The 23,970-nt window shown below is 68.1% G+C and carries 21 protein-coding genes; 17 read left to right on the top strand and 4 right to left on the bottom strand.

The window, feature by feature from the left end:
- Positions 1-614, bottom strand: a 614-nt coding sequence (locus RWX45_RS11990) for a hypothetical protein (protein WP_316023950.1), incomplete at its 3' end; no start/stop codon positions are given.
- A 392-nt stretch (positions 615-1,006) separates the two neighbouring features.
- On the opposite strand from RWX45_RS11990, the gene purD reads away from it, so the two are divergent.
- The 13 genes from purD (at position 1,007) to RWX45_RS11925 (ending at position 14,986) form a co-directional block, all read left to right on the top strand.
- A complete protein-coding gene (gene purD / locus RWX45_RS11985; RefSeq protein WP_316023949.1) occupies positions 1,007-2,260 on the top strand; it encodes a phosphoribosylamine--glycine ligase in 1,254 nt (417 codons plus the stop codon).
- A 62-nt stretch (positions 2,261-2,322) separates the two neighbouring features.
- Positions 2,323-3,333: a phosphoribosylaminoimidazolesuccinocarboxamide synthase gene (locus RWX45_RS11980; RefSeq protein ID WP_316023948.1), complete on the top strand. Its 1,011-nt coding sequence runs from the start codon at positions 2,323-2,325 to the stop codon at positions 3,331-3,333.
- Between the two features lie 48 nt (positions 3,334-3,381).
- Positions 3,382-3,948, top strand: coding sequence for a hypothetical protein (locus RWX45_RS11975; RefSeq protein WP_316023947.1), 567 nt, complete (start codon positions 3,382-3,384; stop codon positions 3,946-3,948).
- Positions 3,945-4,805 (top strand): PsbA protein, encoded by an 861-nt coding sequence (locus RWX45_RS11970; protein WP_316023946.1) that lies wholly within the window; start codon positions 3,945-3,947, stop codon positions 4,803-4,805. The genes RWX45_RS11975 and RWX45_RS11970 overlap by 4 nt, the downstream gene beginning before the upstream one ends.
- Positions 4,806-4,976: 171 nt before the next feature.
- Entirely contained in the window at positions 4,977-5,240 is a 264-nt protein-coding gene (gene purS / locus RWX45_RS11965) for a phosphoribosylformylglycinamidine synthase subunit PurS (protein WP_316023945.1), read from the top strand.
- Complete coding sequence (gene purQ / locus RWX45_RS11960) at positions 5,241-5,936, top strand: phosphoribosylformylglycinamidine synthase subunit PurQ (RefSeq protein WP_316023944.1); 696 nt, start codon at positions 5,241-5,243, stop codon at positions 5,934-5,936.
- Between the two features lie 406 nt (positions 5,937-6,342).
- Positions 6,343-8,043, top strand: coding sequence for an ABC transporter substrate-binding protein (locus RWX45_RS11955; protein WP_316023943.1), 1,701 nt, complete (start codon positions 6,343-6,345; stop codon positions 8,041-8,043).
- Positions 8,044-8,135: 92 nt separating this feature from the next.
- Positions 8,136-9,125 (top strand): ABC transporter permease, encoded by a 990-nt coding sequence (locus RWX45_RS11950; RefSeq protein WP_316023942.1) that lies wholly within the window; start codon positions 8,136-8,138, stop codon positions 9,123-9,125.
- 13 nt (positions 9,126-9,138) lie between these two features.
- Positions 9,139-10,098 (top strand): ABC transporter permease, encoded by a 960-nt coding sequence (locus RWX45_RS11945; RefSeq protein ID WP_316023941.1) that lies wholly within the window; start codon positions 9,139-9,141, stop codon positions 10,096-10,098.
- Positions 10,095-10,991, top strand: a complete 897-nt coding sequence (locus RWX45_RS11940) for an ABC transporter ATP-binding protein (protein ID WP_316023940.1) — start codon at positions 10,095-10,097, stop codon at positions 10,989-10,991. The genes RWX45_RS11945 and RWX45_RS11940 overlap by 4 nt, the downstream gene beginning before the upstream one ends.
- Positions 10,988-11,806 (top strand): ABC transporter ATP-binding protein, encoded by an 819-nt coding sequence (locus RWX45_RS11935; protein WP_316023939.1) that lies wholly within the window; start codon positions 10,988-10,990, stop codon positions 11,804-11,806. Before RWX45_RS11940 ends, RWX45_RS11935 begins: the two co-directional genes overlap by 4 nt.
- A gap of 14 nt (positions 11,807-11,820) precedes the next feature.
- Positions 11,821-12,447, top strand: a complete 627-nt coding sequence (locus RWX45_RS11930) for an SGNH/GDSL hydrolase family protein (protein WP_316023938.1) — start codon at positions 11,821-11,823, stop codon at positions 12,445-12,447.
- A gap of 31 nt (positions 12,448-12,478) precedes the next feature.
- The gene (locus tag RWX45_RS11925; RefSeq protein ID WP_316023937.1) at positions 12,479-14,986 is read left to right on the top strand and encodes a glycosyl hydrolase 2 galactose-binding domain-containing protein; all 2,508 of its coding nucleotides are present in this window, start codon (positions 12,479-12,481) and stop codon (positions 14,984-14,986) included.
- On the opposite strand, the gene RWX45_RS11920 is transcribed toward RWX45_RS11925, so the two are convergent.
- Positions 14,972-15,838 (bottom strand): LacI family DNA-binding transcriptional regulator, encoded by an 867-nt coding sequence (locus tag RWX45_RS11920; RefSeq protein ID WP_316023936.1) that lies wholly within the window; start codon positions 15,836-15,838, stop codon positions 14,972-14,974. The two genes, RWX45_RS11925 and RWX45_RS11920, sit on opposite strands and share 15 nt — an antisense overlap.
- A 150-nt stretch (positions 15,839-15,988) precedes the next feature.
- On the opposite strand from RWX45_RS11920, the gene RWX45_RS11915 reads away from it, so the two are divergent.
- Positions 15,989-17,167: an ROK family transcriptional regulator gene (locus RWX45_RS11915; protein WP_316023935.1), complete on the top strand. Its 1,179-nt coding sequence runs from the start codon at positions 15,989-15,991 to the stop codon at positions 17,165-17,167.
- Positions 17,168-17,954: 787 nt separating this feature from the next.
- On the opposite strand, the gene RWX45_RS11910 is transcribed toward RWX45_RS11915, so the two are convergent.
- Positions 17,955-19,373, bottom strand: coding sequence for a glycosyltransferase (locus RWX45_RS11910; protein WP_316023934.1), 1,419 nt, complete (start codon positions 19,371-19,373; stop codon positions 17,955-17,957).
- 210 nt (positions 19,374-19,583) lie between these two features.
- On the opposite strand from RWX45_RS11910, the gene RWX45_RS11905 reads away from it, so the two are divergent.
- From RWX45_RS11905 to RWX45_RS11895, 3 genes are all read left to right on the top strand, one after another.
- Positions 19,584-20,114, top strand: coding sequence for a TM2 domain-containing protein (locus RWX45_RS11905; RefSeq protein ID WP_316023933.1), 531 nt, complete (start codon positions 19,584-19,586; stop codon positions 20,112-20,114).
- Between the two features lie 176 nt (positions 20,115-20,290).
- Positions 20,291-22,672 carry a phosphoribosylformylglycinamidine synthase subunit PurL gene (gene purL / locus RWX45_RS11900; RefSeq protein ID WP_316023932.1) on the top strand — a complete coding sequence of 794 codons (2,382 nt, stop codon included), beginning with the start codon at positions 20,291-20,293 and terminating at the stop codon, positions 22,670-22,672.
- 132 nt (positions 22,673-22,804) lie between these two features.
- Complete coding sequence (locus RWX45_RS11895; RefSeq protein ID WP_316023931.1) at positions 22,805-23,512, top strand: hypothetical protein; 708 nt, start codon at positions 22,805-22,807, stop codon at positions 23,510-23,512.
- A gap of 106 nt (positions 23,513-23,618) precedes the next feature.
- Here RWX45_RS11895 and RWX45_RS11890 read toward each other — a convergent pair.
- Positions 23,619-23,970: hypothetical protein (locus RWX45_RS11890; protein WP_316023930.1), on the bottom strand; the 352-nt coding region annotated here is incomplete at its 5' end.

Genomic DNA, 23,970 nt, shown 5'->3' with positions numbered 1-23,970 from the left:
GTCCAGCCGGCGCCCACGAGGGAGGCGTCGTTGGTGAGGAAGACGTGCCGGACCTCGCCGCGGCGCGGGTCCAGGTGGGCCAGGAGCCGGCGGGAGAGTTCCAAGCCGGCCTCGCCGTCGGGTCCGTGGATGCGCATGCCGCTGAGAGTGAGCATGCAAGCGCCGACGTAGGTGGCCACCTCATGGTCCCAGGCGTTGAGCTGACGTGGGAGTGGCTGGGTGTTGGCGGGGAGGTCCGGCTGGGTGAACAGTTCGGCCAGCCGCTTCCAGGCGCCGAGTACGGCGGCGCGGCGGCCGCGAATGCGCAGCCCGATGAGGGAGGGCTCCAGCTCGATGCCGACCTCGGGGACGGAAATCTCACCGGGGCCGACCTCGACGGGGCGTTGGAGTTCCACGCGCAGCGCCCCGCACAGGCGGGAGGCGGCGTCGAGCGCGGCGGGTGGCTCGTCCACCATGCCGTAGTCGACGTACACGCCCAGCAGGAGCTGGTCGGGGTCGTCGCCGGGGAGGAGGAGCCAGTCATGCCCGGCGGCGGTGGTCCACTGCGCAATGCCGCCGAGGTCGGGTGCCGGGGTCATGTGAGGCTCGGCGGTGCCGTTGCCGGGTTCTGCCATGGCCGGTCCTTCCTGCGTCGCGGCAGGGTGCTGGACGCCTACGCCAGGCTACCCGCGGTGCGACGCTCGGCAAGGGGAGATCTCCCCGGGGGCGTTGCCTCGGTCAGCCACGGTCTCAGCACGCATTCCACGACCCCGGGGGACGTTTCACGACCTCCCCGGGGTCGTCAAACGTACCCCAAGGTCGTGATTTGCGAGATGGGGCGCGTCAGTTCCTCCGGTTTTAGGCTCGCCGACGCCGGAGGAGCGAACGCGATAAGGAGGAACCGATGGAGATTCCGATCGGGGTGAAGGGAGGTCGCCCGTCGTCCTGTGTCCATATGGTCACGCCGCCTGTGTCCATATGGTCGCCGCCTGTGTCCATATGGTCACGTCGCCGCTAGGCTGGTGGGGTGAAGATCTTGCTTCTGGGGTCCGGCGCGCGCGAGCACGCCCTGGCCCGCGCCCTCGCTTCCGACCCCGCCACCACCGAACTCGTCGTCGCCCCCGGCAACCCCGGGACGGCCGACAACGCCACTAACATCAAGATCGACCCGACCTCCCCTGAGGAGGTGGTGGACCTGGCCACCCAGATGGCCGCAGACCTGGTCGTCGTCGGCCCGGAGGCGCCCCTGGTCGCGGGCGTCGCCGACGCCGTGCGCGAGGTCGGCATCCCCGTCTTCGGCCCCGGGGCCGAGGCCGCGCGTCTGGAGGGCTCGAAGTCCTTCGCCAAGCAGGTCATGGCCTCCGCGGGCGTGCCCACCGCCGACTCCGTTACCTGCACCACCGAGGACGACCTCGTCACCGCCCTGGAGAACTTCGGCGCTCCCCACGTCGTCAAGGAGGACGGACTGGCCGCCGGCAAGGGCGTGGTGGTCACCTCCGACTTCGAGACCGCACTCGCCCACGGCCGCGCCTGCCTGGCCAAGGAGGGCGGGGCCGTGGTGGTGGAGGACTATCTGGACGGTCCGGAGGTCTCCCTGTTCTGCATCTGCGACGGCGCCACCGTGCGTCCGCTCGCCCCCGCCCAGGACTACAAGCGGCTGGGCGACGGCGACGCCGGCCCCAACACCGGCGGTATGGGCGCCTACACGCCGCTGACCTGGGCGCCGGCGGATCTGACCGAGCAGGTGCTGCGCGAGGTCGCCCAGCCGGTGGTTGACGAGATGGCCCGCCGCGGTACCGCCTTCATCGGCTTGCTGTACTGCGGGCTGGCACTGACCAGCAAGGGCGTGCGCGTGGTCGAGTTCAACGTCCGCTTCGGCGACCCCGAAACCCAGGCGGTCCTGGCCCGCCTCGACTCCTCCCTGGCCGAGCTGCTGCTGGCCGCCGCTACCTGCCGGCTCGCCGAGGTGCCCGCCCCGACCTGGTCGGAGCAGGCCGCCGTCGACGTCGTGCTGGCCGCCCCCGGTTACCCGGGCACGGTCACCACCGGCGGCACCATCACCGGCGTCCCCGACGCCGAGGCACTGGACGGCGTCCACGTCTTGCACGCCGGCACCGCCCGCGACGACGACGGCAACCTCATCGCCGCCGGCGGCCGGGTGCTGTCCGTGGTGGCGCTGGGGGACACCGTCGCCGCCGCCCGGACCCGTGCCTACGAGGCGCTGAGCCGAATCCACCTCGACGGCGCCCAGTACCGCACCGACATCGCTGCCGGCCGCTGAATCATGCCGGCAGGCCCGAGCGGCGAGGCCGACGCGCTCCGTGGCGGTGGCAGGATAGGCCCATGAGTGAGACCAGCACCCCTGACGCCTCCGCCACCACTGCGGACACCGGACTGCCGCCGGCAGCGCCCACCCTCCCCGGCTGGGTCCACGTCTCCTCCGGCAAGGTGCGCGACGTCTACGCCCCTGCCGACGCCGCCCCCACGGGAACGGCCGACGCGCCCGGCGCCTGGGCCGGGCAGGACGTCCTGCTCATCGTCGCCTCGGACCGCATCAGCGCCTACGACCACATCCTTGCCACCCCGGTGCCGGACAAGGGCAAGGTGCTCACCGCCCTGTCGGTGTGGTGGCTGGAGCAACTAGCCGACATCATTCCCAGCCACCTGGTCAGCCTCGACGTGCCCGCCGCCGTCGCCGGGCGCGCCATGATCTGCCGACGCCTGGACATGTACCCGGTCGAATGCGTCGCCCGCGGCTACCTCACCGGAAGCGGCCTGGTGGAGTACCGGCAGACCTCCTCCGTGTGCGGCGTGAACCTGCCCGAAGGCCTGACCGAGGCCTCACGCCTGCCCGAGCCGATCTTCACGCCCGCGGCGAAGGCCGCCGTCGGCGACCACGACGAGAACATCTCCTTCACCCGTGTTGCCGAGATGATCGGCTCTCGCGCCGCCGCCGACCTGCGCGAGAACACCCTCGCCCTGTACTCCCGCGCCGCCGACATCGCCCGCGAACGCGGCATCATCCTGGCGGACACGAAATTCGAGTTCGGCACCGACGCGTCCGGCCGCCTCACCCTCGGCGATGAGGTGCTCACCCCCGACTCCTCCCGCTTCTGGCCCGCCGACGCCTGGCAGCCGGGCCGCCCCACCCCCTCCTTCGACAAGCAGTACGTGCGCGACTGGCTCACCTCGCCCGCTTCCGGCTGGGACCGCCGCTCCGGCGAGGCGCCTCCCGTCCTGCCCGACGACGTCGTCGAGCGCACCCGGGAACGCTACCTCGAGGCCTACGCGCGCCTGACCGGCACCCCGCTGGACCTGTCCGCTTCGAACACCGCCGCCGCGGGCCCGCGGTAGACCGGGCCAGCCCCAAGACCCCGCATGGACGTCAGCAGGAATTCACCGATGGACTCTTCCGACCCCACCCCCAGGACCACCCGCAGCTTCCAACCGGGCCCGGGCTTCGTCATCCTGCTGGTCACCGCCGGGGTTGTCCTCCTCCTGGCCCTGGCTGCCGCCGTCTCCAGCGCCTTCGGCGCCAAGGGGTTGTCCGCCATCCTCGGCGGCATCGCCTTGGTCATCGTTGGCGTGGGGCTGCTTGCGGTGCTGCGCGTGCCCGCGCGCTCCGTCGTCGTCAACGCCCCCCGGCTGCGGCTGGAACGCAACCGGGCACGACTGGCCCGCCAGCGCCGCGCCGACGCCGCTTCGACGGCGCCGCTTATGGTGCCGGGCACCGACGTCGTCGTCCCCGACTCGAGTGGCCGACGTGAACTGACCACCCTCGACGTCGTCTCCGGACCCCTCACCACCGCGCTGGCCACGACCGGTGCCGGCCGCAAGGCCGACGAGCTACTGGCCGGTACCACCATCGGCGAGACCGCCATCCGGGTCCTCCAACTGCTCGCCGGGACGCTCGGCTTCCTGCTCGTCGCGCTCGGGCTGGCCTCCATCCTCGGACAGGTGATCGCATGACTCCGCTGCGCGACCGCCGCCCCGAGGAGGAGCGCGGCCCCGTCGACTGGGGCGACGGCCCGCGCGCCTCGGCACACGCCGGGAACAGCCGCAGCGCCGGTGCCACGCGGCAGGCGGCGCCCGACGTCGACTGGGGCTCCCCGATCTCTCCGGAGGACGCGCCGCGGTCCCGCTCGACCGGCACGGGCCCCGACTGGGGCGTGGGGCGCACGCCGGCGTCGGGCAAGCCCGGTGCCACCCCATGGCCGCAGGCGGTACGCCGGCAGCGCCTCGTGGGCATTGTGTTCGCCATGGCGGGGCTGGCGTTGGCCACCTGGTCGGCGATGCACCTGGCCACCAATGCCGAAGCGGGGCACCCATGGCTGCCGCCGTGGCTCGTCATCGTCCTGGGGGGTGCCGGACTCGTCTCCGCGGCCGGTTATCTGGCTTGGGCCGGTGGCACCGCCGTGCGCCACGAGGGCGAGCGGTGGGAGCCCACCGTCCTCGACGCCGCCGCCGGCTTGACCACGGGCACCGTCGACGCCGTCGACCCGCACCACCTGCTGGGCGGGACGGCCGGCGCCGACTCCGCGCTGCCGCCGGGGCAGTCGTCGGCCAGACGGGGGCCGAATGCCGCCGCCGGGGTACGGGTGGACTCCGGACCGAAGCCGGTCATGGGCACCTCCACGCTCGACCAGTCCGTGCACGCCCCCGCCGGGGTGGCCGGCGCCGTCGGCGGCTTCCTGCTCTCCGCCGCGGTGGTGTGCGCCGTGCTTGCGCTGGTGCTGGGAACCCAGTGGCTGTGGGGGACCGTTGCCCTGGCCGTGGCCGGGGTGCTCTCCATTCGCCTGGCCGGCGACTGGCTCGGAGCCATTTAGCCGAGTGGTCCCAAGGGGCTTGTGGCGGCTTCGGTCCGTGCTGCGGCTGCACCACTTCGACCGGTTTCGGCACGTGATGAGTGCCGGTTTCGGTGAGAGGCGGGGGGATGGGCGAGGCACGGGTAGGCTGGGTGCGGACCCACTCCCGACCGACCGCATCCAGGAGGACCGATGGGACGCATCGTCGTCGAGGTCATGCCCAAACCCGAGATTCTTGACCCGCAGGGCAAGGCCGTCATGGGCAGCCTGCCGCGACTGGGATTCGACCAGTTCACCGCAGTGCGTCAGGGACGGCGCTTCGAGCTGACCGTCGACGGGCCGGTCACCGACGCCCACCTGGCCGCCGCCACCGAGGCCGCGCAGACGCTTCTGTCCAACCCCATCATTGAGGACGTCGTCTCCGTGGCCGCCGACCCGACCGCCGAGGAGGCCTGAGTGACCCGCATCGGCGTCATCACCTTCCCCGGCACGCTGGACGACGTCGACGCCGCTCGCGCCGTCCGCCTGGCCGGGGCCGAGCCCGTCTCCCTGTGGCACAAGGACGCCGATATCCGCGGCGTCGACGCGGTCGTGGTCCCGGGCGGCTTCTCCTACGGCGACTACCTGCGCTGCGGCGCCATCGCCCGCTTCGCCCCGGTTATGGATGAAGTCGTGGCCGCCGCCGGACGGGGCATGCCCGTGCTCGGCATCTGCAACGGCTTCCAGGTGCTCACCGAGGCCCACCTCCTGCCCGGAGCGCTGATCCGCAATGACCACCAGAAGTTCATCTGCCGCGAGCAGCGCCTGCGCGTGGAGTCCACGACCACCGCGTGGACGGGCCTGTTCGACAAGGGCGAGGAGATCGTCATTCCGCTGAAGAATGGCGAAGGCAACTTCATCGCCTCCGACGCCGAGCTCGACCGCCTCGAGGGCGAGGGCCTGGTGGTCTTCCGCTATCTGGGCAACCCCAACGGCTCCGCCCACGACATCGCCGGAGTGCGCAACGAGCGCGGCAACGTCGTCGGCCTCATGCCGCACCCCGAGCACGCCGTCGAGCCCGGCTTCGGTCCCGATGCCGCCGCCGGGCCGCGCCAGGGCGTGGACGGACTGCGCCTGTTCCAGTCCGCCATCAGCGCCCTGGTGGGTGCCTGAGCCGAACGCGCGGGCGGCGGTCTTCCCACCCCCCCTACCGGCAACCGCAACCGCCCCACTCACCGAGACCGGCACTAATGACGTGCCGAAACCGGGCGAAGTGGCTGCGGGCTGGCCCGAGCCTGGGGCGGTGGCCGTGCTCTCATGACGTCGAGCTCGCCGGTGCGGCGGTGAGGCCGCCTTCGTGGAGCTGAGCTTGTGCGCGCCGTCGTCGAGCTCGACCGTCACCCGCCCACTCGGACGCCATCATCGCCCGCAGCGGGGACGATAGCCCCATTGCACTTCGTTAAGTAAGTGAGCTAAGTTAGTCGGGTCGTGAGAAGTCATGGCCGATCCACGGAGGACTGTCTCCTTCCAACGCCCAGAGGTCCTCGCCAACGGTGGCGAATACGAAAGTAGGCACGCAATGCAGCTGCTCCACACTCCCATCACCCGTCGCTCCCTTTTTGCCTCCGCCGCAGCGGCTGCTGCCGCCGGTACGCTCGCAGCCTGCGGCGGGGGCTCCAACACGAACACCGGGGGCTCAACGGCCTCCGGTGGCGGCACCTTGACCATCTTCAACGGGGCCACCGGAACCGTCACGGCAAACTTCAATCCCCAGAGCCCCACCGCGCTTCAGCCCACCCGTGGTGTCATCTATGAAACGCTCTTCTTCTACAACCTCATCACCGGTGCGGACCCCGAGCCCATGCTGGGGACGGAGTTCAGCTGGAACGACGACGGTACCGAACTCACGGTGAAGACCCGCGAAGGAGTCACCTGGTCTGACGGGGAACCCTTCACCGCCAATGACGTGGCCTTCACCTTCAACCTCATCCAGAAAACTCCGGCGCTCAACACCTCGGGACTGGCCGCCACCGCGGAGGCCACGGATGACACCACCGTCGTGCTCACCTTCCAGCAGACCTCGTTCACTTCCGAGGCGGACACTCTGGGCAACCAGGCAATCCTCCCGGAGCACCTGTGGAAGGACGTTGCTGAGCCCGACACCTACACCAACGAGGAGCCCGTGGGCACGGGCCCGTTCGTGCTGGACAGTGTGTCCTCGCAGTCCTACTCCCTGGTAGCTAATGAGAACTACTGGAACGGCAAACCGAAGGTGGAGGAAATCCGCTACATCTCGCTCGAGAACGCGGATTCCGCGTCCGCTTCGCTGGTGGCCGGTGAAGTCGACTGGATGAGTGCCTTCCTGCCGGGTATTGACGACATCATCGCCTCCAACCCCGATCTCACCTACGTCAATACCCCGGCACTGACGAGTTGCATCTACGCCTCCTGCAACCCCGAGCTCGGCTCAAGCGGGCCGCAGACAGATAAGGCGGTACGGCAGGCTATCTACTACGCCATGGACCGCAGCCAGCTCAACCAGTTGGCCGGAGGCGGACTCGCCGGCGAGGCCTCCCCCTCATACCTGGTTCCCGGGCGCGACGACGATTGGATCGTCGACCAGGAGAACCTGACGGTGCCGCAGTCGCCGGACGTGGACAAGGCCAAGCAGATTCTCGAGGACGCCGGCTGGGTTGAGGGCACCGACGGCATTCGCGTCAAGGACGGGGAGCGCCTGGCGCTGACCATCCAGACCGTCACCGGCTGGTCTGACTTCATCTCCATCAACGACACCCTCGTGCAGCAGCTGGCCGAGGTCGGCATTGAGTTGAGCACCTCGCAGGTCTCCTGGAACGAGTGGAACCAGAAGGAGGTTTCCGGAGACTTCCAACTCTCCCTGGATTCCCTCAACTTGGGCGCCTCCACCGACCCCTACTTCACGTATAACCGCATGCTGCACTCCGACAACACCGCACCGGTGGGTGAGTCCGCTATCGGCGGCAACTACAGCCGCTACGTCAATGACACGGTCGACGCCGCGATCCGTGCGGCCAGTCAGACCGACGACGCCGAGGAGAAGCGGCGGCAGTACGGGATCGTTCAGGAGCAGATCGCGCAGGACATGCCCTACATCCCGATCTACGTCAACTCCATGCTCACCGAGTTCAACACCTCGCGCTACACGGGCTGGCCCACCGAGGACGACCTGTATGCGCTGCCTGCGTCCTGGGGCAGCTGGTCCAGCGGCATCATCCTGCAGCGGCTGGAGCCCGCGGCCTGAGGCATACGGAGTAACGACGGCGGGCCCGCCCGGCGCGGGCCCGCCGTGGCTACCCGTCTGCGTCATGCACTTGGAAAGCAGAGGCTACAAGGTTGCGATTCCTCCTGAGAAAACTTGGGTTCTACGCCATTGCCCTATGGGCGGCCGTCACCCTCAACTTCCTGCTGCCCCGGTTCCTGCCGGGAAACCCCGTCGACATTATGGTCTCGCGCCTGGCGACGCGCGGCCAGGTCAGTCCCGCGACGCGCCAAGCTATTGAGGCGCTTCTGGGAACGGATTCGGGCGCGAGCCTGTGGGACCAGTACGTCCAATACCTCGGTCAGCTCGTACGCGGCGACCTCGGGGTATCCGTCGCCTATTTCCCGACTCCAGTCGGGCAGGTCATCGGACAGACCCTGCCCTGGACGATCGGGCTCGTCGGCCTGGCCACCATCATCTCCTTCTTGGCGGGCATCGTCATGGGAACGATAGCCGGCTGGAAGCGTGGGCGCTTCCTCGACAACATCATTCCCGGACTGACCATGCTGCAGTCGGTGCCCTACTTCTGGCTCGCACTCATCCTGCTGTTCCTCTTCGCCTCCACCTGGCGGATCTTCCCGATCCACGGCGGATACGACGTATACGGAACCGTCCCCGGGCTCAACTGGCCCTTCATCAAATCCGTGGCCTACTACGGCATTCTGCCGGCGATCACCATCGTCATCTCCTCCGTCGGCGGCTGGACGCTGGGCATGCGCAACATGATGGTGTCCACCATGAGCGAGGACTACATCCTCACCGCCGAGGCCAAGGGTCTCAGCCCCCGTCGCATCCGCATCTGGTACGCGGCCCGCAACGCTGTTCTGCCGTCCATCTCGGGTTTCGCGATCTCGCTGGGCTTCGTCGTCGCCGGTTCGCTCGTCACCGAGCAGGTCTTCTCCTACCCCGGTATTGGCACCGCCCTGTACCAGGCGGTCAACAACAACGACTACGCCCTCATGCAGGGGATCTTCTTGGTCATCACCCTGTCCGTGCTGGGGGCCAACCTCATCGTCGATCTGCTGTACGGCGTCATCGATCCGCGCACGCGCGCCCGCGGCTGAAGGAGCTCCCCACATGTCTGCAGAAACCTCAGCCGAACTTACCGGCACATCACCGCGCAAGGGTGCCAGCCGCTTCCGCGTCCGCGTCACCCCCAAGCTCATCGTCGGCACCACCATCGTGACGCTCACCGTCCTGTTCGGACTTATCGGCCCGCTCGTCGTCGGCAATCCGTCAACCGTACGCAACATGGGCATGTCAGCGCCCTCGAGCGCATTCCCCCTCGGGACCACCCAGACCGGTCAGGACGTGCTCGCCCAGCTCGCCTACGCCACCCGCGGCTCGCTCCTCATCGGAGTCGTCGTGGGCAGCCTGACCCTCATCCTGTCGGCCTTCTTCGGGGTTGTGGGAGCCTTCATCGGCGGCATCGTGGATGACCTGTTCTCCCTATTCACCAACATCATGTTGGTCTTCCCCGGCCTCCCGCTGGTCATCATCATCTCCAGCTACGTTCCCAAGAAGAGCATCTGGCTGGTGGCCTTCATCCTGTCGCTCACGAGCTGGGCCGGATCGGCACGCGTACTGCGGGGAGTCACACTGTCGGTCCGCAGCCGCGACTACGTGCTGGCCGCCCGCGTCAGCGGGGAGAAGACCTGGCGCATCCTGACCGTGGAGATTCTCCCCAACCTCATCCCGCTGCTCGCCTCGCAGGTGGTCGGCGCAGTGATCGCCGGCATCCTGGGTGAGGCCGGACTGTCCTTCCTCGGCTTGGGAGCATCGGGCTCGTTCACCTGGGGGACGATGCTCTTCTACGCGCAAAACGGGCTCGCCCTCCGACTCGGTGCCTGGTGGTGGTTCATCCCACCGGGCCTCATGCTGGCGCTCTTCGGCGCCGCACTGTCCATGATCAACTACTCCATTGACGAGACGATCAACCCCAAGCTGCGGGCGGCCACGGATGCGAAGAAGCGTCGTCGTGCGCGGCGACGCGCCGAGTCCACTCGTTCCCCTCACCCCCAGAAGGTTGCCGCATGACCACCCAGACCACGACTGTGAGCGGGACCGGCCAAAGGGGCCGGCCAGCCGTCCTCACCATTGAGCACATGTCGATCGACTACGACGTCGAGCCTCCCGTCCACGCCGTCAAGGACGTGTCCCTCACGCTGCACCGCGGTGAGATCCTCGGTCTTGCGGGGGAGTCCGGATGCGGCAAGTCCACGCTCGCTTACGGCGTGGTCCAGCTGCTCAAGGACCCGGCGCGCCGCGTGAGCGGCTCGGCGGTCTTCCACTCGCGGGAGGGCTACGACATTGACCTCACGGCGCTGACCGGCGCCGATTTACGGGCCGTGCGCTGGGACAAGATTGCCATGGTCTTTCAGGGCGCCATGAACTCCCTCAACCCGGTGCTCAAGGTCAAGACCCAGCTTGGCGACGTGCTCAGCACTCACCGGCCCGAGATGTCCAAGGAGCAACGGCTTCAGCGCAGCGGCGACCTGTTGGAAAGCGTGGGGGTGGAGCGCAACCGTTTGAACGCCTACCCGCATGAACTCTCCGGCGGCATGCGGCAGCGGGTCATGATCGCCATGGCTCTCGCCCTCGAGCCGCAAATCCTCATTATGGACGAGCCGACCACCGCCCTCGACGTCGTCGTCCAGCGGGAAATCCTGCAGGAGATCTCCAGGCTGCGCCAGGAGCTCGGCTTCGCGGTCATCTTCATTACGCACGATCTGCCGCTGCTGCTGGAGATCTCCGACCGGATCGCCGTCATGCGCGAAGGGGTTGTCATCGAGCTCGACGACGCGATTGAGCTGTACACCAACCCCAAGGAGGAATACACCAAGCAGTTGCTCAGCTCCTTCCCCTCGCTGACCGGCCAGCGCGGTGACTTCGTCCGTACCAGCCGCACTCATCACAAGGAGCAGTCATGACCGTCCTCGAAGCGAGGCACCTCGTCAAGGAGTACACGCTCCGCAACGGGCTGCACAGCTCAATCCTGCGTGCGGTGGACGACGTCTCGTTCCGCCTGGTGCCCGGCAAGACCATCGCCCTGGTCGGGCAGTCCGGGTCGGGCAAATCCACCATTGCCAAGCTCCTGCTGCGCCTGGAATCGCCAACCTCCGGCGAGATCCTCCTCGACGGCGAGCCCGTCAGCCGCCGTGACTTGGCCGCATACCGGAGCACGGTGCAAATGGTCTTCCAGGATCCCTTCGCCTCACTCAACCCCTACCACACGATCGGGCACCACCTGGCTCGCCCCGTGCGCCTGCACAATCCGCACCTGGGTAAGGACGCGGTGCGTGAGCGGGTGCTGGACCTGCTGCACCGCGTGCGCCTGGATCCCGCGCAGGACTATGCCGACCGCAAGCCGCATGAGCTCTCCGGCGGTCAGCGCCAACGCGTGGCCATCGCCCGGGCACTGGCTCCCGATCCCGGCATCCTCATTGCCGACGAACCGGTGTCCATGCTGGATGTGTCGATTCGGTTGGGCGTGCTCAACCTGCTGGCCGAACTGCAGGAGGCGAATGACCTCGGCGTCCTGTACATCACCCACGACCTGGCAACCGCCCGCCACTTCTCCGACGAAATCATGGTGCTCTACCACGGCGACGTGGTGGAGCACGGGCCCTCCGACTCGGTCATCCTCCACCCGCATCACGAGTACACCAAGCGGCTCCTGGCGGCAGCTCCCGACCCGGAGCGACGCCTGGCGGAGCTGCGTCAGCGGCGGGAGGCAACCCACTGATGGGACACACACATATGGCAGCGCGACGGTGGCTGTTCACCGGTGACTCGATCACCGAATGGGGACGCGCCAACACGCATGATCCCCACGATCTGGGCGACAACTACGTGAGGCTTCTGGCCGATGAGCAGTTAACGGGGCAAACCGTCCTCAACACCGGGGTGGGTGGGGATCGCCTCGCGGACCTGGCCGCCCGTTGGCAGGAGGATGTGGTGGCGCTGAGCCCCGACGTGCTCAGCGTCTACATCGGCATCAACGACACCTGGCGGCGCTACGACGAGGGGCTTATCTCTCCCGTCCCCGCCTTCACACGCACTCTGCGGGAGCTGCTGGCTCCCTTTGCGGCCGCCGGCACGCCGTTGGTCCTCATCTCCCCCTTCGTCTTGCCCTACCCAGGCGAGAACCGGGACTGGCAGGAGGACCTGGGGCCGCGGATCCACGCCATTGCGAGCGTCGCCGCCGAGCTGGGCGCCCTTCACGTCCCGCTGCAGCAGCCCATGGAGGCACTCGCGGCCCGAATCGGGGCCGAGCGCGTCGCCGCCGACGGCGTTCACCCCACGCCGGCCGGCCACCGGGTCATTGCCGATCAATGGTGGCGGGCCTGGCAAACCGTCGGGGCCGAAGCTCCGACGCGTCCATAACCAACCAACGAAGCTAAGCGAGAACACACCGATGCAGCACACGACGCAGACCTCTCTCAACTCCGGCTGGCAGCTGAGCCATCTGGCGGGTGCGGTGCCCGAAGAAGTACGGCTCCCCGAGACGGTTGCGGCAACCGTCCCCGGATGCGTACACACCGACCTGCTCGAAGCCGGGCTCATTCCCGACCCGCTCGACGCCGACAACGAGGACGCACTGGCATGGATGTGGCGCTGCGACTGGCGCTATCAGCTCCGTTTTGCCGCCGCGCCGCCGACAGCTGGGGAACACGTTGAACTCGTCTTCGACGGCCTGGACACGCTGGCAACGATCACGCTCAACGGCATTGAGCTGGGGAGGGTCGACAATCAGTTCCGCCAATACCGCTACGACGTCGGTGCCGTGCTGCGCCAGGGGGAGAACCAGCTCGTCATCGACTTCGCCTCGGCACTCAATGCCGCCGAGGAACGCGAGCGGGTCCACGGAGTCTACCCGCATGTCAATGCACACCCCTTCTCCATGGTGCGTAAGAGCTCCTGCTCCTTCGGCTGGGACTGGGGGCCGGTGACGATCACCGCCGGCATCTGGAAGCCCGTTCGGCTGGAGCGGTGGCGTGGCGCTCGGGTGCGCGACGTGCGCCTGGGGGTCGATCTGGAGGGGCGGACCGGTGTGGCTCGGCTGGTCGCGCAGGTCGAGCGCGATGCGGGCGCGCCCGCATCCGCCCTGTCCTACAGCGTCGCCGGAACGACGGTCGACGCCAGGGTCGATGCTCCCGGGGTCACCGAGGTTGTGCTCGAAGCGCGCGTGGAGGACCCCGAGCTGTGGTGGCCCCGCGGTTACGGCGCCCAGGCGCTGCATGAGTCGGTGCTGAGCCTGGACGGGGCGCCGGTCTGGTCGCGCGCAGTGGGTTTCCGGCACATGGAGGTCGATCTGAGCCCGGACGACGTCGGCGCTCCGCTGCGCCTCAAGGTCAACGGTGAGCTAGTGCTCGTCAAGGGGGTCAACTGGATTCCCGACGACGTCTTTCCCACCCGTATCACCCGCGGCCGCTACCGCCGTGCCCTCGCCGACGCCGTGGAGGCGAACTGCAACACCGTGCGCGTGTGGGGCGGCGGCATCTACGAGTCGGAAGACTTCTATGACGCCACCGACGAACTTGGGCTGCTCGTCTGGCAGGACTTCCTGTTCGCCTGTGCCGCCTACAGCGAGGAGGAGTGGATGCGGAGCAACGTCATCCACGAGGCTCGTCAGGCGGTCAGTCGCCTAGCGGGACGCGCCTCCTTGGCACTGTGGTGCGGAAGCAACGAGAACGAAACCGGCTTCCAGGAATGGGGCTGGAGGGAGCGCCTGGCCGGCAGGGCATGGGGGCAGGGCTACTACCGGGAGCTGCTTCCCAGCATCGTCGCCGAACTCGACCCGACCACGCCCTATATTCCCTCCAGCCCGTTCAGCCCCGACCCGCAGGCAGCCGCGAACAACCGCACCGACGGCGACACCCACGTGTGGGACGTGTGGAATGAGGTCGACTACCTGCACTATGCGGATCAGGCGCCACGGTTCGCCTCCGAGTTCGGTTTCGGTGGCCCCATGGCCTACTCCACGCTCACTGGCGCGGTGCATGACGAGCCGCTGGACGTCGCCGGTGCGCAACTGGCCGTCCATCAGAAGGCCGAGGACGGCTTCGCGAAGCTGAGCCGCGGCCTGGAGGCCCACTTGCCCGCCCCGGCGGACTTCCGGCACTGGCATTGGGCCACACAGCTCAACCAGGCGCGTGCCCTCGATTTCGGAGTGAGCCACTTCCGCTCGCTCGTCCCCCTGTGCACGGGGTCGCTCATCTGGCAGCTCAACGACTGCTGGCCGGTCATCTCCTGGGCCGTGGTCGACTCCGCCGGGGTCCGCAAACCCGCGTGGTATGCGCTCCGCCATGCACAGGAGGACCGCATGCTCTGCCTGGAGCCGGCCGGCGACGGGCGGGTTCGCCTGGCTGTGGTCAACGATCAGCCGCAGCCGTGGCAGGCGAAGGTCCACATCGGACGCGGCAACCGGCACGGGCTGGAAGTCAGTTGGGAGGACCCGCTGAGCATGAGCGTCGCGCCCCGTTCAGTCAGCTCGGTGGAGCTGGAGCTGCCCAGGGACAGTGACGGCTTCCTGGTGGCGCAGGCCGACGACGCACGCCGGGCCGTCTGGTTCGTTGCCACCGACCGCGAAGCCGGCCTGCCCGCTCCCGCGGCGGACACGAACATCCAACGCATCGACGGCGGCTACCGGATCGACGTCACCGCCCGGGTGCTGCTGCGGGATCTCGCGCTGACCGCCGATAGCGAGCTGCCCGGCTCCGGCGTCGACGACATGCTGGTCACCCTGCTGCCCGGCGAGACGGCGTCGTTCACCGTCAGGACGGACGTCGAGCTTGAGGATCCGCGTGTTCTGACCGCCTGGCCGGTGCTGCGCAGCGCCAATGACTTGGCTGCCGGGGGCGCCGGCGACGCTTCGGGTCAGAGCAGCGGCTCCGCGGGGAAGCGCCCGTCACCGGGGCGGTGACACCTCGGCCACAGAGGCGCGGCGCAGCCAGTGGTGCGCGGGTTCGGGGACCTCGAATGAGGATTCCCCGGACTCGATGCGCCGCACACACTGGGCGATGGTCCGGCCGAATGCGTGAACGTCTTGTGCTATCGCGGTGATTGGAGGGGAGGCCAACTGGCATGATGCGGAGTCGTCCCAGGCGACCAGGCTGACGTCGTCGGGAACCTGCATGCCCAGGGCGGAGGCGGTGGCGAGCCCAGCCAGTGCCATGGTGTCGTTGTCGTAGATGATGGCCGTGGGGCGCCCGGCTGCCGGGAGCCCCAGCAGCTCGGCGGTGGCACGGCGCCCAGATTCCTCGCTGTACTCACCCGCGACAATCCGCACGGAAATGCCCAGTTCCTGGGCAATCTGGCGGGAAACCGTATTCCGAATGTGGGTATGTGCCAGGTGGGAGGGGCCGCTCACGCGAGCAATCCGAGTGTGTCCGAGCGCATGCAGACGTTCAAGAACCCGCCGGGTCGATTCCACATTGTCGGAGACGATCGAGGCGGACCCGGGCGCGGGCGTTTCTACACCGGCATGAAGCGACGCCAGACCGAGCTGGTCAACCAGCGCCGGACGCGGGTCATTGACGAGCGGATTGACGAGAATGACCCCGTGGACGAAACCCTGCGCGGACCAGCGCCGATACACCTCGAGTTCCTCCTGCAGGCCGGGCACCTGATGCAGGAAGAACAGAATCTGGGTGTGCTGGAGGCCCTCCTCGATGCCGTCGGCCGTTTCCGACCAGAAGGGTTCGGCGGTGAGCAGGCCGCGCGGGCGGGCAAGGACCATTCCCCAGCGGTGGTGATCCATCGTGGGCTCGCTCATCAAGGCCCCTTACTTCTGGGTGGTGGCTGATAGCTCGCGGATGCTGTCCCGGAAGTGCCGGGAACACGCCATAGTCTAAATCGAAGTGAGAATCTAGGATCCCCTCCGGCTCCAAGGCGCCGGAACGAGCGGCAGAAAGAGGAGCATGTGATGGTGCGAGGCACCGACACAAAGGCGCTGGTCTTTGACCTGGTGCGCGCCTCCGATCGAACCTCCCGGGCTGAACTCGTCAAACGAACCGGGCTGACGGGAGCCACGATCTCGACGATCACCCGCCGTTTATTGGACGAAGGGCTGCTGGAGGAGACCGGCCGGGCGCCTTCCACCGGGGGCAAGCCGCGGACCTTTGTCAGCGTCGTTCCGGATGCCAGATACGCGGTGGGTGTGCATCTGACGCGCACCGACATGGTGCTGGTACTCACCGATCTACTGGGCGCCATTATTGGGCGCACTCGGCGCGAGGTGGCGCAGCATCCCGGGCAGGACGGCTTTGCGCAAGCAGTGCATGCGGCGGTCGACGAGATCATCGTCGGCACCGGTGTGGATATCACCAAAACAGCCGGTGCCGGGGTGGTGGTTTCGGGTGCGGCCCATTCCGAGCCGCTGGGGGCGAGCTCCCCTGAGGACCTCAGCCGTTTCCGCACTTCCCTGGTCCAGGCAATCGGCATGCCCGTGCTCATGGACAATGACGCAACTGCCGCCGCACTCGGGGAATGGTGGGTCTCGCCGCGCGGAAGAGCGGACGATGCCCTGGTGGTGTATCTCGGCGCCGGGATCGGCGGGGGACTTCTCGTCGGGGGACGGTTGCAGCGGGGGACCTCCGCTAATGCGGGGGAGCTCGGACACGTGTGTGTGGATCTCAATGGGCCGGTGTGTTCATGTGGTGCCCGCGGATGCGTGGAGGCAATTGCCGGGCCGCGAGCCGTCGTGCAGCAGGCCCTGGCGGACCCGGACATTGCCGGTCCGGCTGGTTTGGGCCAGGAGATAGGCAGTCGTGGATCGGTGGAGGCCGACTTTGCCGCCGTCGCCCGGGTGGCGCATCTGGGTAACGAGCGAGCCCATCGCCTACTGGATCACTCGGCGCGTGCGCTCGCGGTATCTATTCGCTCCGTCGTTAACGTGCTGGACAATGCCTCGGTCATACTCACCGGGCCGAGCGCTGCGGTGGCCGGCGCGGTTTATCTCCCGGCCATTGACCAGGAGGTGCGTATGAGTTACGCGACTCAGTTCGCCCGTCCGATAGCGGTCAGGCTGTCTCAGAACTGCGGCACCGCGGCGGCGCTGGGGGCTGCGGCGATGGTGCTCGATTCTGCAATTCGGTCCTCCTAGCGGTTGTCTCGGGTGGCGTTGCCGTCCGCCACAACCGCAACCGCCCCACTCACCGAAACCGGCACTTGTAACATGCCGAAACCGGCACTAATGACGTACCGAGACCGGCACTTGTGACGTACCGAAACCGGTCGAAGTGGCTGCGGGCTGGCCCAAGCCCGGGGCGGTGGTCGTGCTCTCGTGACGTCGCGCTCGTGTGTGGCGGCGGGGCCGCCTTCGTGGAGCTGGGCGCGTGTGCGCCGTCGTCGAGCTCGACCGTCACCCGCCCACTCGGACGCCCCGCCCCGGCGGGACTGCGCCCGGGCCGCCATCGCCTTTCGGTCGAGGGACGCGCTCTTACCCGAGCGCGGTGGATAACAACGGGCTAAATAGCCTTTCTGAAGTCGATTGTGAGCTGTGGATAACCTCGAGCAAAGCTGGTGATGTAGGCATGCGGTGGAGACGCAAGCGCAACGGAGCTGAAGTCGGAGAGTATGCGCAGGGAGCAGCTGCGGTACTGGCGCGTCTTCATGCGGTTCGGCCGCGGGTACCGTCGTGCTCGTCGGCGAGAATGGTGTTATTGCAACGATTTGACCGACAGGTCGCGGGTGCGATATGGAGCGTCGCGGACGGCGGCGGTCGTCATCCCGGCGCGCGGATGGGGTGCGAATCTGAGTGTTAGCTGCATGCCCACAGGGCAAGCGGCGTCATCTCCACGGTCACCCGAGTCTGTGCACAAAGCTGTGGACAAAATCTGTGGATAACCGCTGGGGTCCGTCCCGGGGCGCTGCCGTCCGTTCCAGGCCGTCTACTCCACGGCGTGCGCGATGGCGTCGACCAGCTCCCGCAGGTGTCGATCGGGCAGGAACTCCCGGCGCACCGCCTCGTGCGCCGCCAGCCCCATCTCGCCGGCTCGTTCCGGGAACCGCAGCACGTCGGCGACCGCCTGAGCCCAGGCGGCACCGTCGGTCGGATCGACGAGTACGCCGTCGACGCCGTCCTCGATCTGATCCTCAATACCGCCCACGGCCGAGGCGACCACGGGGGCCTTCTTCCACATCGCCTCCGCGACCGGCAGGCCGAAGGCCTCGACGAGGGAACGCTGCGTGACCACGTCGGCTACACGCTGGATGGCGTTGACCACGGTGGCGTTGACATCGCGGTCGTGCGTGGGGACCGCGGCAATGTGTACGCGCGCCGCCACCGATTCCGGCAACAGATCCCAGCGGTCGAGCACCTCACCGAGCACGGCGGCGGACTCGCCGTCGCGCTCTGGGTCGGGGTCGGGGCCCACCAACAGCAGGTGCGCATCGGTTGGCAGCAGCTCGATATTGTCCGCGAACGCGTCGATGAGCTCCTTGCCGCCCTTGAGGCGGTCCCAGCGCGAAACCTGGGCAATGACGCGCGCCCCCTGCGGTACCGGCAGCCCCGCTCCAGCCAACGACGGCAGCTCGCGAATCGCATCCGGCCGCCCGTCCTCGTGGACGAAGGCCACCGCCTCGAACGGGGGCTCGCCGGCGAAGATGCCGGCCAGTCGCGCCACCGACCAGGCCTCATCGAGGTCCAGTACTCGGTTCTTGGGGGAATCAGGGTTGATGGATGGCGCGATCACCGCGCACCGCTCGGGTTCAACGAAGGGCGGGCGATAGTTCGGCCGCGAGACGACGACGAGGTCGACCTCCTCGAGGTAGCGGTCCAGGAATGCCCAGGCGCGTTGACCGGCGTCGCCGGTGTCCTGAGCACCCAGGTGGCAGCGCCAGATCACGACGGCGCCGGCTGCCTTGAGTGCCTTAGCGAGTCCCGCGGTGGGCGGGTCGTGCAGGATGACGACGTCGCCGTCGCGAATGTCGTCGACGACGTTCTCGGCGTTGGAGGCGATGACGTGCTCGTAGATGTCGCGTTGCTTGTCCGCGAGCTTGCCGCCGTCGCCGCGATCGCCGTGGATGCCGGCATGCAGTCTGGCCGAGATGGTGGTGAATTCCCGCGGCGCATCGAGTACAAGCCAGCGGGCATCCAGGCCGGCCCCCAGCGCGTAGCCGACCAGCGGGGCGACGGTTTCTGCGGGGCCCGAGGCCGCCGCAGAGGTGGGGGTCACCGTCCAGACGGTGCGGCCTTCAAGCAAACTGCGGGCCGCGGCGACGCCGTCACGCAGACGACGGGTGGCAACCTCATCCAGGTGGCTCTCGAGGTCCGAAAGGGGCAGCGGGGCGACGTCGATGGTTCTCATAACCCGATCCTGCCCCAATGTTGTGTGAGGCGCAGCACTTTCGGCGGCGCGCCGTGCGGGTTGTGGTGTTGTTTCGACCTCACCGGCCTGGATGGCCTTGCGTGGCCGGGGCGGTGCGGGGGAGGCTGGACCTTGTTCTAGATGCGTGGCGAGGGGACGTGCTCTCCTCGCTGAGCACTTCCCCGCGTTACGCCGTGAAGAAAGCGACCGATGAGCCAGAGCCCCAACCCCGCTGACCCCTCCCAGCAGCCGGCCGATTACGGCCAGGCTCCCATCAACGGCTACGGCCAGGCGCAGCCTTCCGCCTACGGTCAGCCCGGCTACGACGCCCCCGCCTACGGTCAGCCGGCCTATGGCCAGCCCGCTTACGGCCAGCCGACCTACGCTCAGCCCGGCTATGGCGCCTACGGTCAGCCCGGCTACGTGCAGCCCAAGTCGAAGGTGGCCGCGGCGTTGCTGGCCTTCTTCCTTGGTGGTCTGGGCATCCACAACTTCTACCGCGGCCAGACCCGCAGGGGAGTCCTCCACCTGTGCCTGATCGCTGCGACGGTGGTGCTGTTCATCATTGGTGGCGTGGTTCTGGCGACGAACGCCGACGCCTACGGCTATGTGGCGGACGGACCCTCCGCCGCGGCCGGGCTGCTCTTCATCCTGGGTGGGTTCATCGCCTCCGGCAACTCGATCTGGGCCTTCATCGAGTTCATCCTCATCCTCGTGTCCAAGGACGGCAGCCTTCAGTGAAGGCACCCGGATACGCACACGTGAGCGTGACCCGCTAGACGTCCGAGTCGGCCCCGAACCCCCGCGGTTCGGGGCCGACCGCATTGTGGTACGCAGTAACCGTGGCACGAAGTAGGTGCCCGGCGGCTCCGCCGGGTAATCTCGGACCTGGTTCCACCGCCCACCCAGGAGCATCCATGTCTGCTGCCCCGTCCACCGGCACACCCGAGTCCGCCTCCCGCCCCGTCGATCGCCCCGACACCGTCCAGGACGCCGCGGCCACTCCTGACCAGGAGATGCCCTACCGCGAGCTCGGCCTCAAGGACGACGAGTACGCCTCGATCAAGGACATTCTTGGGCGCCGTCCCACCGCTGCGGAGCTCGCCATGTACTCGGTCATGTGGTCCGAGCACTGCTCCTACAAGTCCTCCAAGCTGCACCTGCGTCAGTTCGGTGAAAAGACCACCGCGCAGATGCGCGAGCACCTGCTGGTGGGCATGGGTGAGAACGCCGGCGTCGTCGACATCGGCGACGGCTGGGCGGTCACCTACAAGGTCGAGTCGCACAACCACCCCAGCTTCGTGGAGCCCTACCAGGGTGCCGCCACCGGCGTCGGCGGCATCGTGCGCGACATCATCTCCATGGGCGCCCGGCCCGTGGCGGTTATGGACCAGCTGCGCTTCGGCGCGGTCGACCACCCCGACACCGCCCGCGTCGTCCACGGCGTCGTCGCCGGGGTCGGCGGCTACGGAAACTGCCTGGGCCTGCCCAATATCGGCGGCGAGACCGAGTTCGACCCTTCCTATCAGGAGAACCCGCTCGTCAACGCCCTGTGCGTGGGGGTGCTGCGCCACGACGACATCCACCTCGCCAACGCCTCCGGCGCCGGCAACCAGGTGGTCCTGTTCGGCGCCCGCACCGGGGGCGACGGCATTGGCGGCGCCTCCATCCTGGCGTCGGAGTCCTTCGAGGACGGCATGCCGGCCAAGCGGCCCAGCGTGCAGGTGGGCGACCCCTTCATGGAGAAGGTCCTCATCGAGTGCTGTCTGGACCTGTTCGCAGCGGACCTGGTGCTCGGCATTCAGGACCTCGGCGCCGCCGGCATCTCCTGCGCCACCAGCGAGCTGGCCTCCAACGGCGACGGCGGCATGCACGTCGACCTGGAGAACGTGCTGCTGCGAGACCCCACCCTGACCGCCGGCGAGATCCTCATGAGCGAGTCCCAGGAGCGCATGATGGCCGTTGTCGCCCCCGAGAAGCTCGACGACTTCATGGCCGTCATTGACAAGTGGGATGTGGAGGCCAGCGTCATCGGCGAGGTCAATGGCACCGGGAGGCTGACCATCGACCACTTCGGGGAGCGGATCGTCGACGTCGACCCGCGCACCGTCGCCCACGAGGGCCCCACCTACGACCGCCCCTACGCCCGGCCCGCCTGGCAGGACGCCCTCAATGCCGACACCTCCGGCTCTCTGCCCCGCCCCGAGACGGTGGAGGAGCTGGCCGCGCAGGTGCGCGCCGTCGTCACCAGCCCCAACCAGGCCTCATCCGCCTGGGTCACCGACCAGTACGACCGGTTCGTGCGCGGCGCCACCGCCCTGGCCCAGCCCGACGACGCCGGCGTCATCCGCGTGGACGAGACCACCGGCCGCGGCGTTGCCATCGCCACCGACGCCAACGGGCGCTTCGCCAAGCTCGACCCGGCCACCGGCGCCGCCCAAGCGCTGGCTGAGTCCTACCGCAACGTGTGCACCGTGGGCGCCAAGCCCCTGGCCGTCACCGACTGCCTCAACTTCGGCTCGCCGGAGGACCCCGACGCCATGTGGCAACTGGTTCAGGCCATCACCGGCCTGGCCGACGCCTGCCAGGAGCTGGGCGTGCCCGTCACCGGCGGCAACGTCTCCCTGTACAACTCCCACGGCAAGGTCAAGGGGCAGCTCGACTCCTCCATCAACCCCACCCCTGTGGTGGGAGTGCTGGGCGTCATGGACGACGTGCGTCGCGCCAACCCCTCCGGCTGGCATGAGGAGGGGCTGGCGATCATCGCGCTGGGCAGCACCGCCGACGAGCTGGACGGCTCCGCCTGGACTCGGGTCATCCACGACCACCTGGGCGGGCTGCCCCCGCGCGTCGACCTGGAAGCGGAAGCGGCGCTTGGACGCGTGCTGCTGGCACTGAGCGAGGTCGACCTGCCCGACGGCTCCCGACTGGTGCGCGCCGCCCACGACCTGTCCACGGGCGGGCTCATCCAGACGCTGGTGGATTCCACCTTGCGCTTCGGTGTCGGCGCGGCTATCGACCTGGCCGCGCTGCCCGGCGACGTCGACGACTTCACGGCGCTGCTGTCCGAGTCCGGAGCCCGGGCGCTGGTGGCGGTGCCCGAGGCGGCCGTGCCCGCGGTCGCGGCGGCGGCCGAGGCGGAGGACGTGGCCTGGGGACGCCTGGGCACGACCGGCGGTGACATGCTCGCCATCACCGGCACGGATCTGCTGGCCGACGGCGGTTCCGGTCGCCCACTCGTGCTGGACCTGGCCGAGCTGCGTGAGGCGGTGGACGCCACTCTGCCGGCGCTTTTCTAAAGCCCGGCCGATGTTGGTCATTGCACAGGGGATGGCCTTGAGGCGTTCGCTGGAATCCTGGTAGCGTGTTATCGGTTAATTGAATCCCCATTTCCTGGGTCAGAGGAATTGTCGAGAGGAAGAGGAAGGTCGATGGCTCACCCCGCGCCCACTCGCCGCGCTGTCACCAAGGGCGCCCTGTGGTCGGTGCCCGTGCTCGCCATGTCGGTTGCCGCTCCGGCGGCCGCGGTATCGGCAGGAAAGGGCGGTCACCTCGGCAGCAGCTATGGAATCGCAGCGGGCGGTAGCGCTTCCGACGGTACGGCCTACGCGATGTTCAGCGGCAATATCCGCTGGCACGCGGGTCCCGCTTCCGGTGACGGCTCCGACGACTGGCAGTACAGCGGTAGTGGGGTGGGCAGTGTCATCTCCGTCGAGATCCGCTCCACCGATGCCGATGTGGCCCTGAACGTCGTCAGGAACACTTACGTTAACGGCTACTACACCAACGCCACCGACGCCACGAATACGCATGAGCTGAAGCCGGGCGACAAGATCCTGAGTACTAATGGAAACACCTGGTGGACTGTCACCGAAGCCTCTGCCGGCGTGCTCAAGCTGACCTATAGTGCCCCTGTCGACGACAGTGAGGGTGGCATGCACTTCAACGATAAGGGTATCAACCTCTACTTCCAGCAGACCGGTGATCTCGATGCACGCGCCATCACTGTCACCGGATACCTTGACGGTGCGGCCACCCCCTTCCGTGCCGACCACACTGCGGCTGCGATCAGCCACGGTTTTGCCTTGGAGGACGGCGCTCTCGTAGGACTGGCCAACGCCGTGACCATGCAACCGTGAACGGATAATCGGTCCGGTATGACAGTACGGGTGCCGCCGCGGAAACGCGGCGGCACCCGTGTACGTTGTGGGGGCTGATCGTGTGGGTTGACGATCGGTGGCGCGGTCAGGCGCGCCGGTATCGCCGCAGCGCCTCCTCCTCGGCGGTCAGCACTAGCGTGTCCGGCTGATTGCGCAGGTAGGTCAGCAGCACCGCCGCCAACAGCGGGTAGGTCTGAGTGGACAGGAAGACCTCCCCGAGCTTCCAGGCGCATACCAGTTCCACGATGACAGCGGCCTCAAGGATGAGCTCGGACAAATCCTTGAGCTCCCGCCGCTGTGGGCGCAGCCCGAACCACACGAATACGCCGAGGAACACGAACAGGAAGAGCCAACCGCCTTCCTGGCGCAGCCCCGCGTAGGCATTGTGGAAGAACCACTCCGAATCTTCCAGATTCACCGTTGCCGTACCCAGGCCC

It is taken from the genome of Actinomyces sp. MRS3W (assembly GCF_032465695.1).
Lineage (GTDB): Bacteria > Actinomycetota > Actinomycetes > Actinomycetales > Actinomycetaceae > Actinomyces.
Note: the sequence above shows the minus strand (reverse complement) of the source record. Positions and strands in the feature narration are given on the sequence as shown.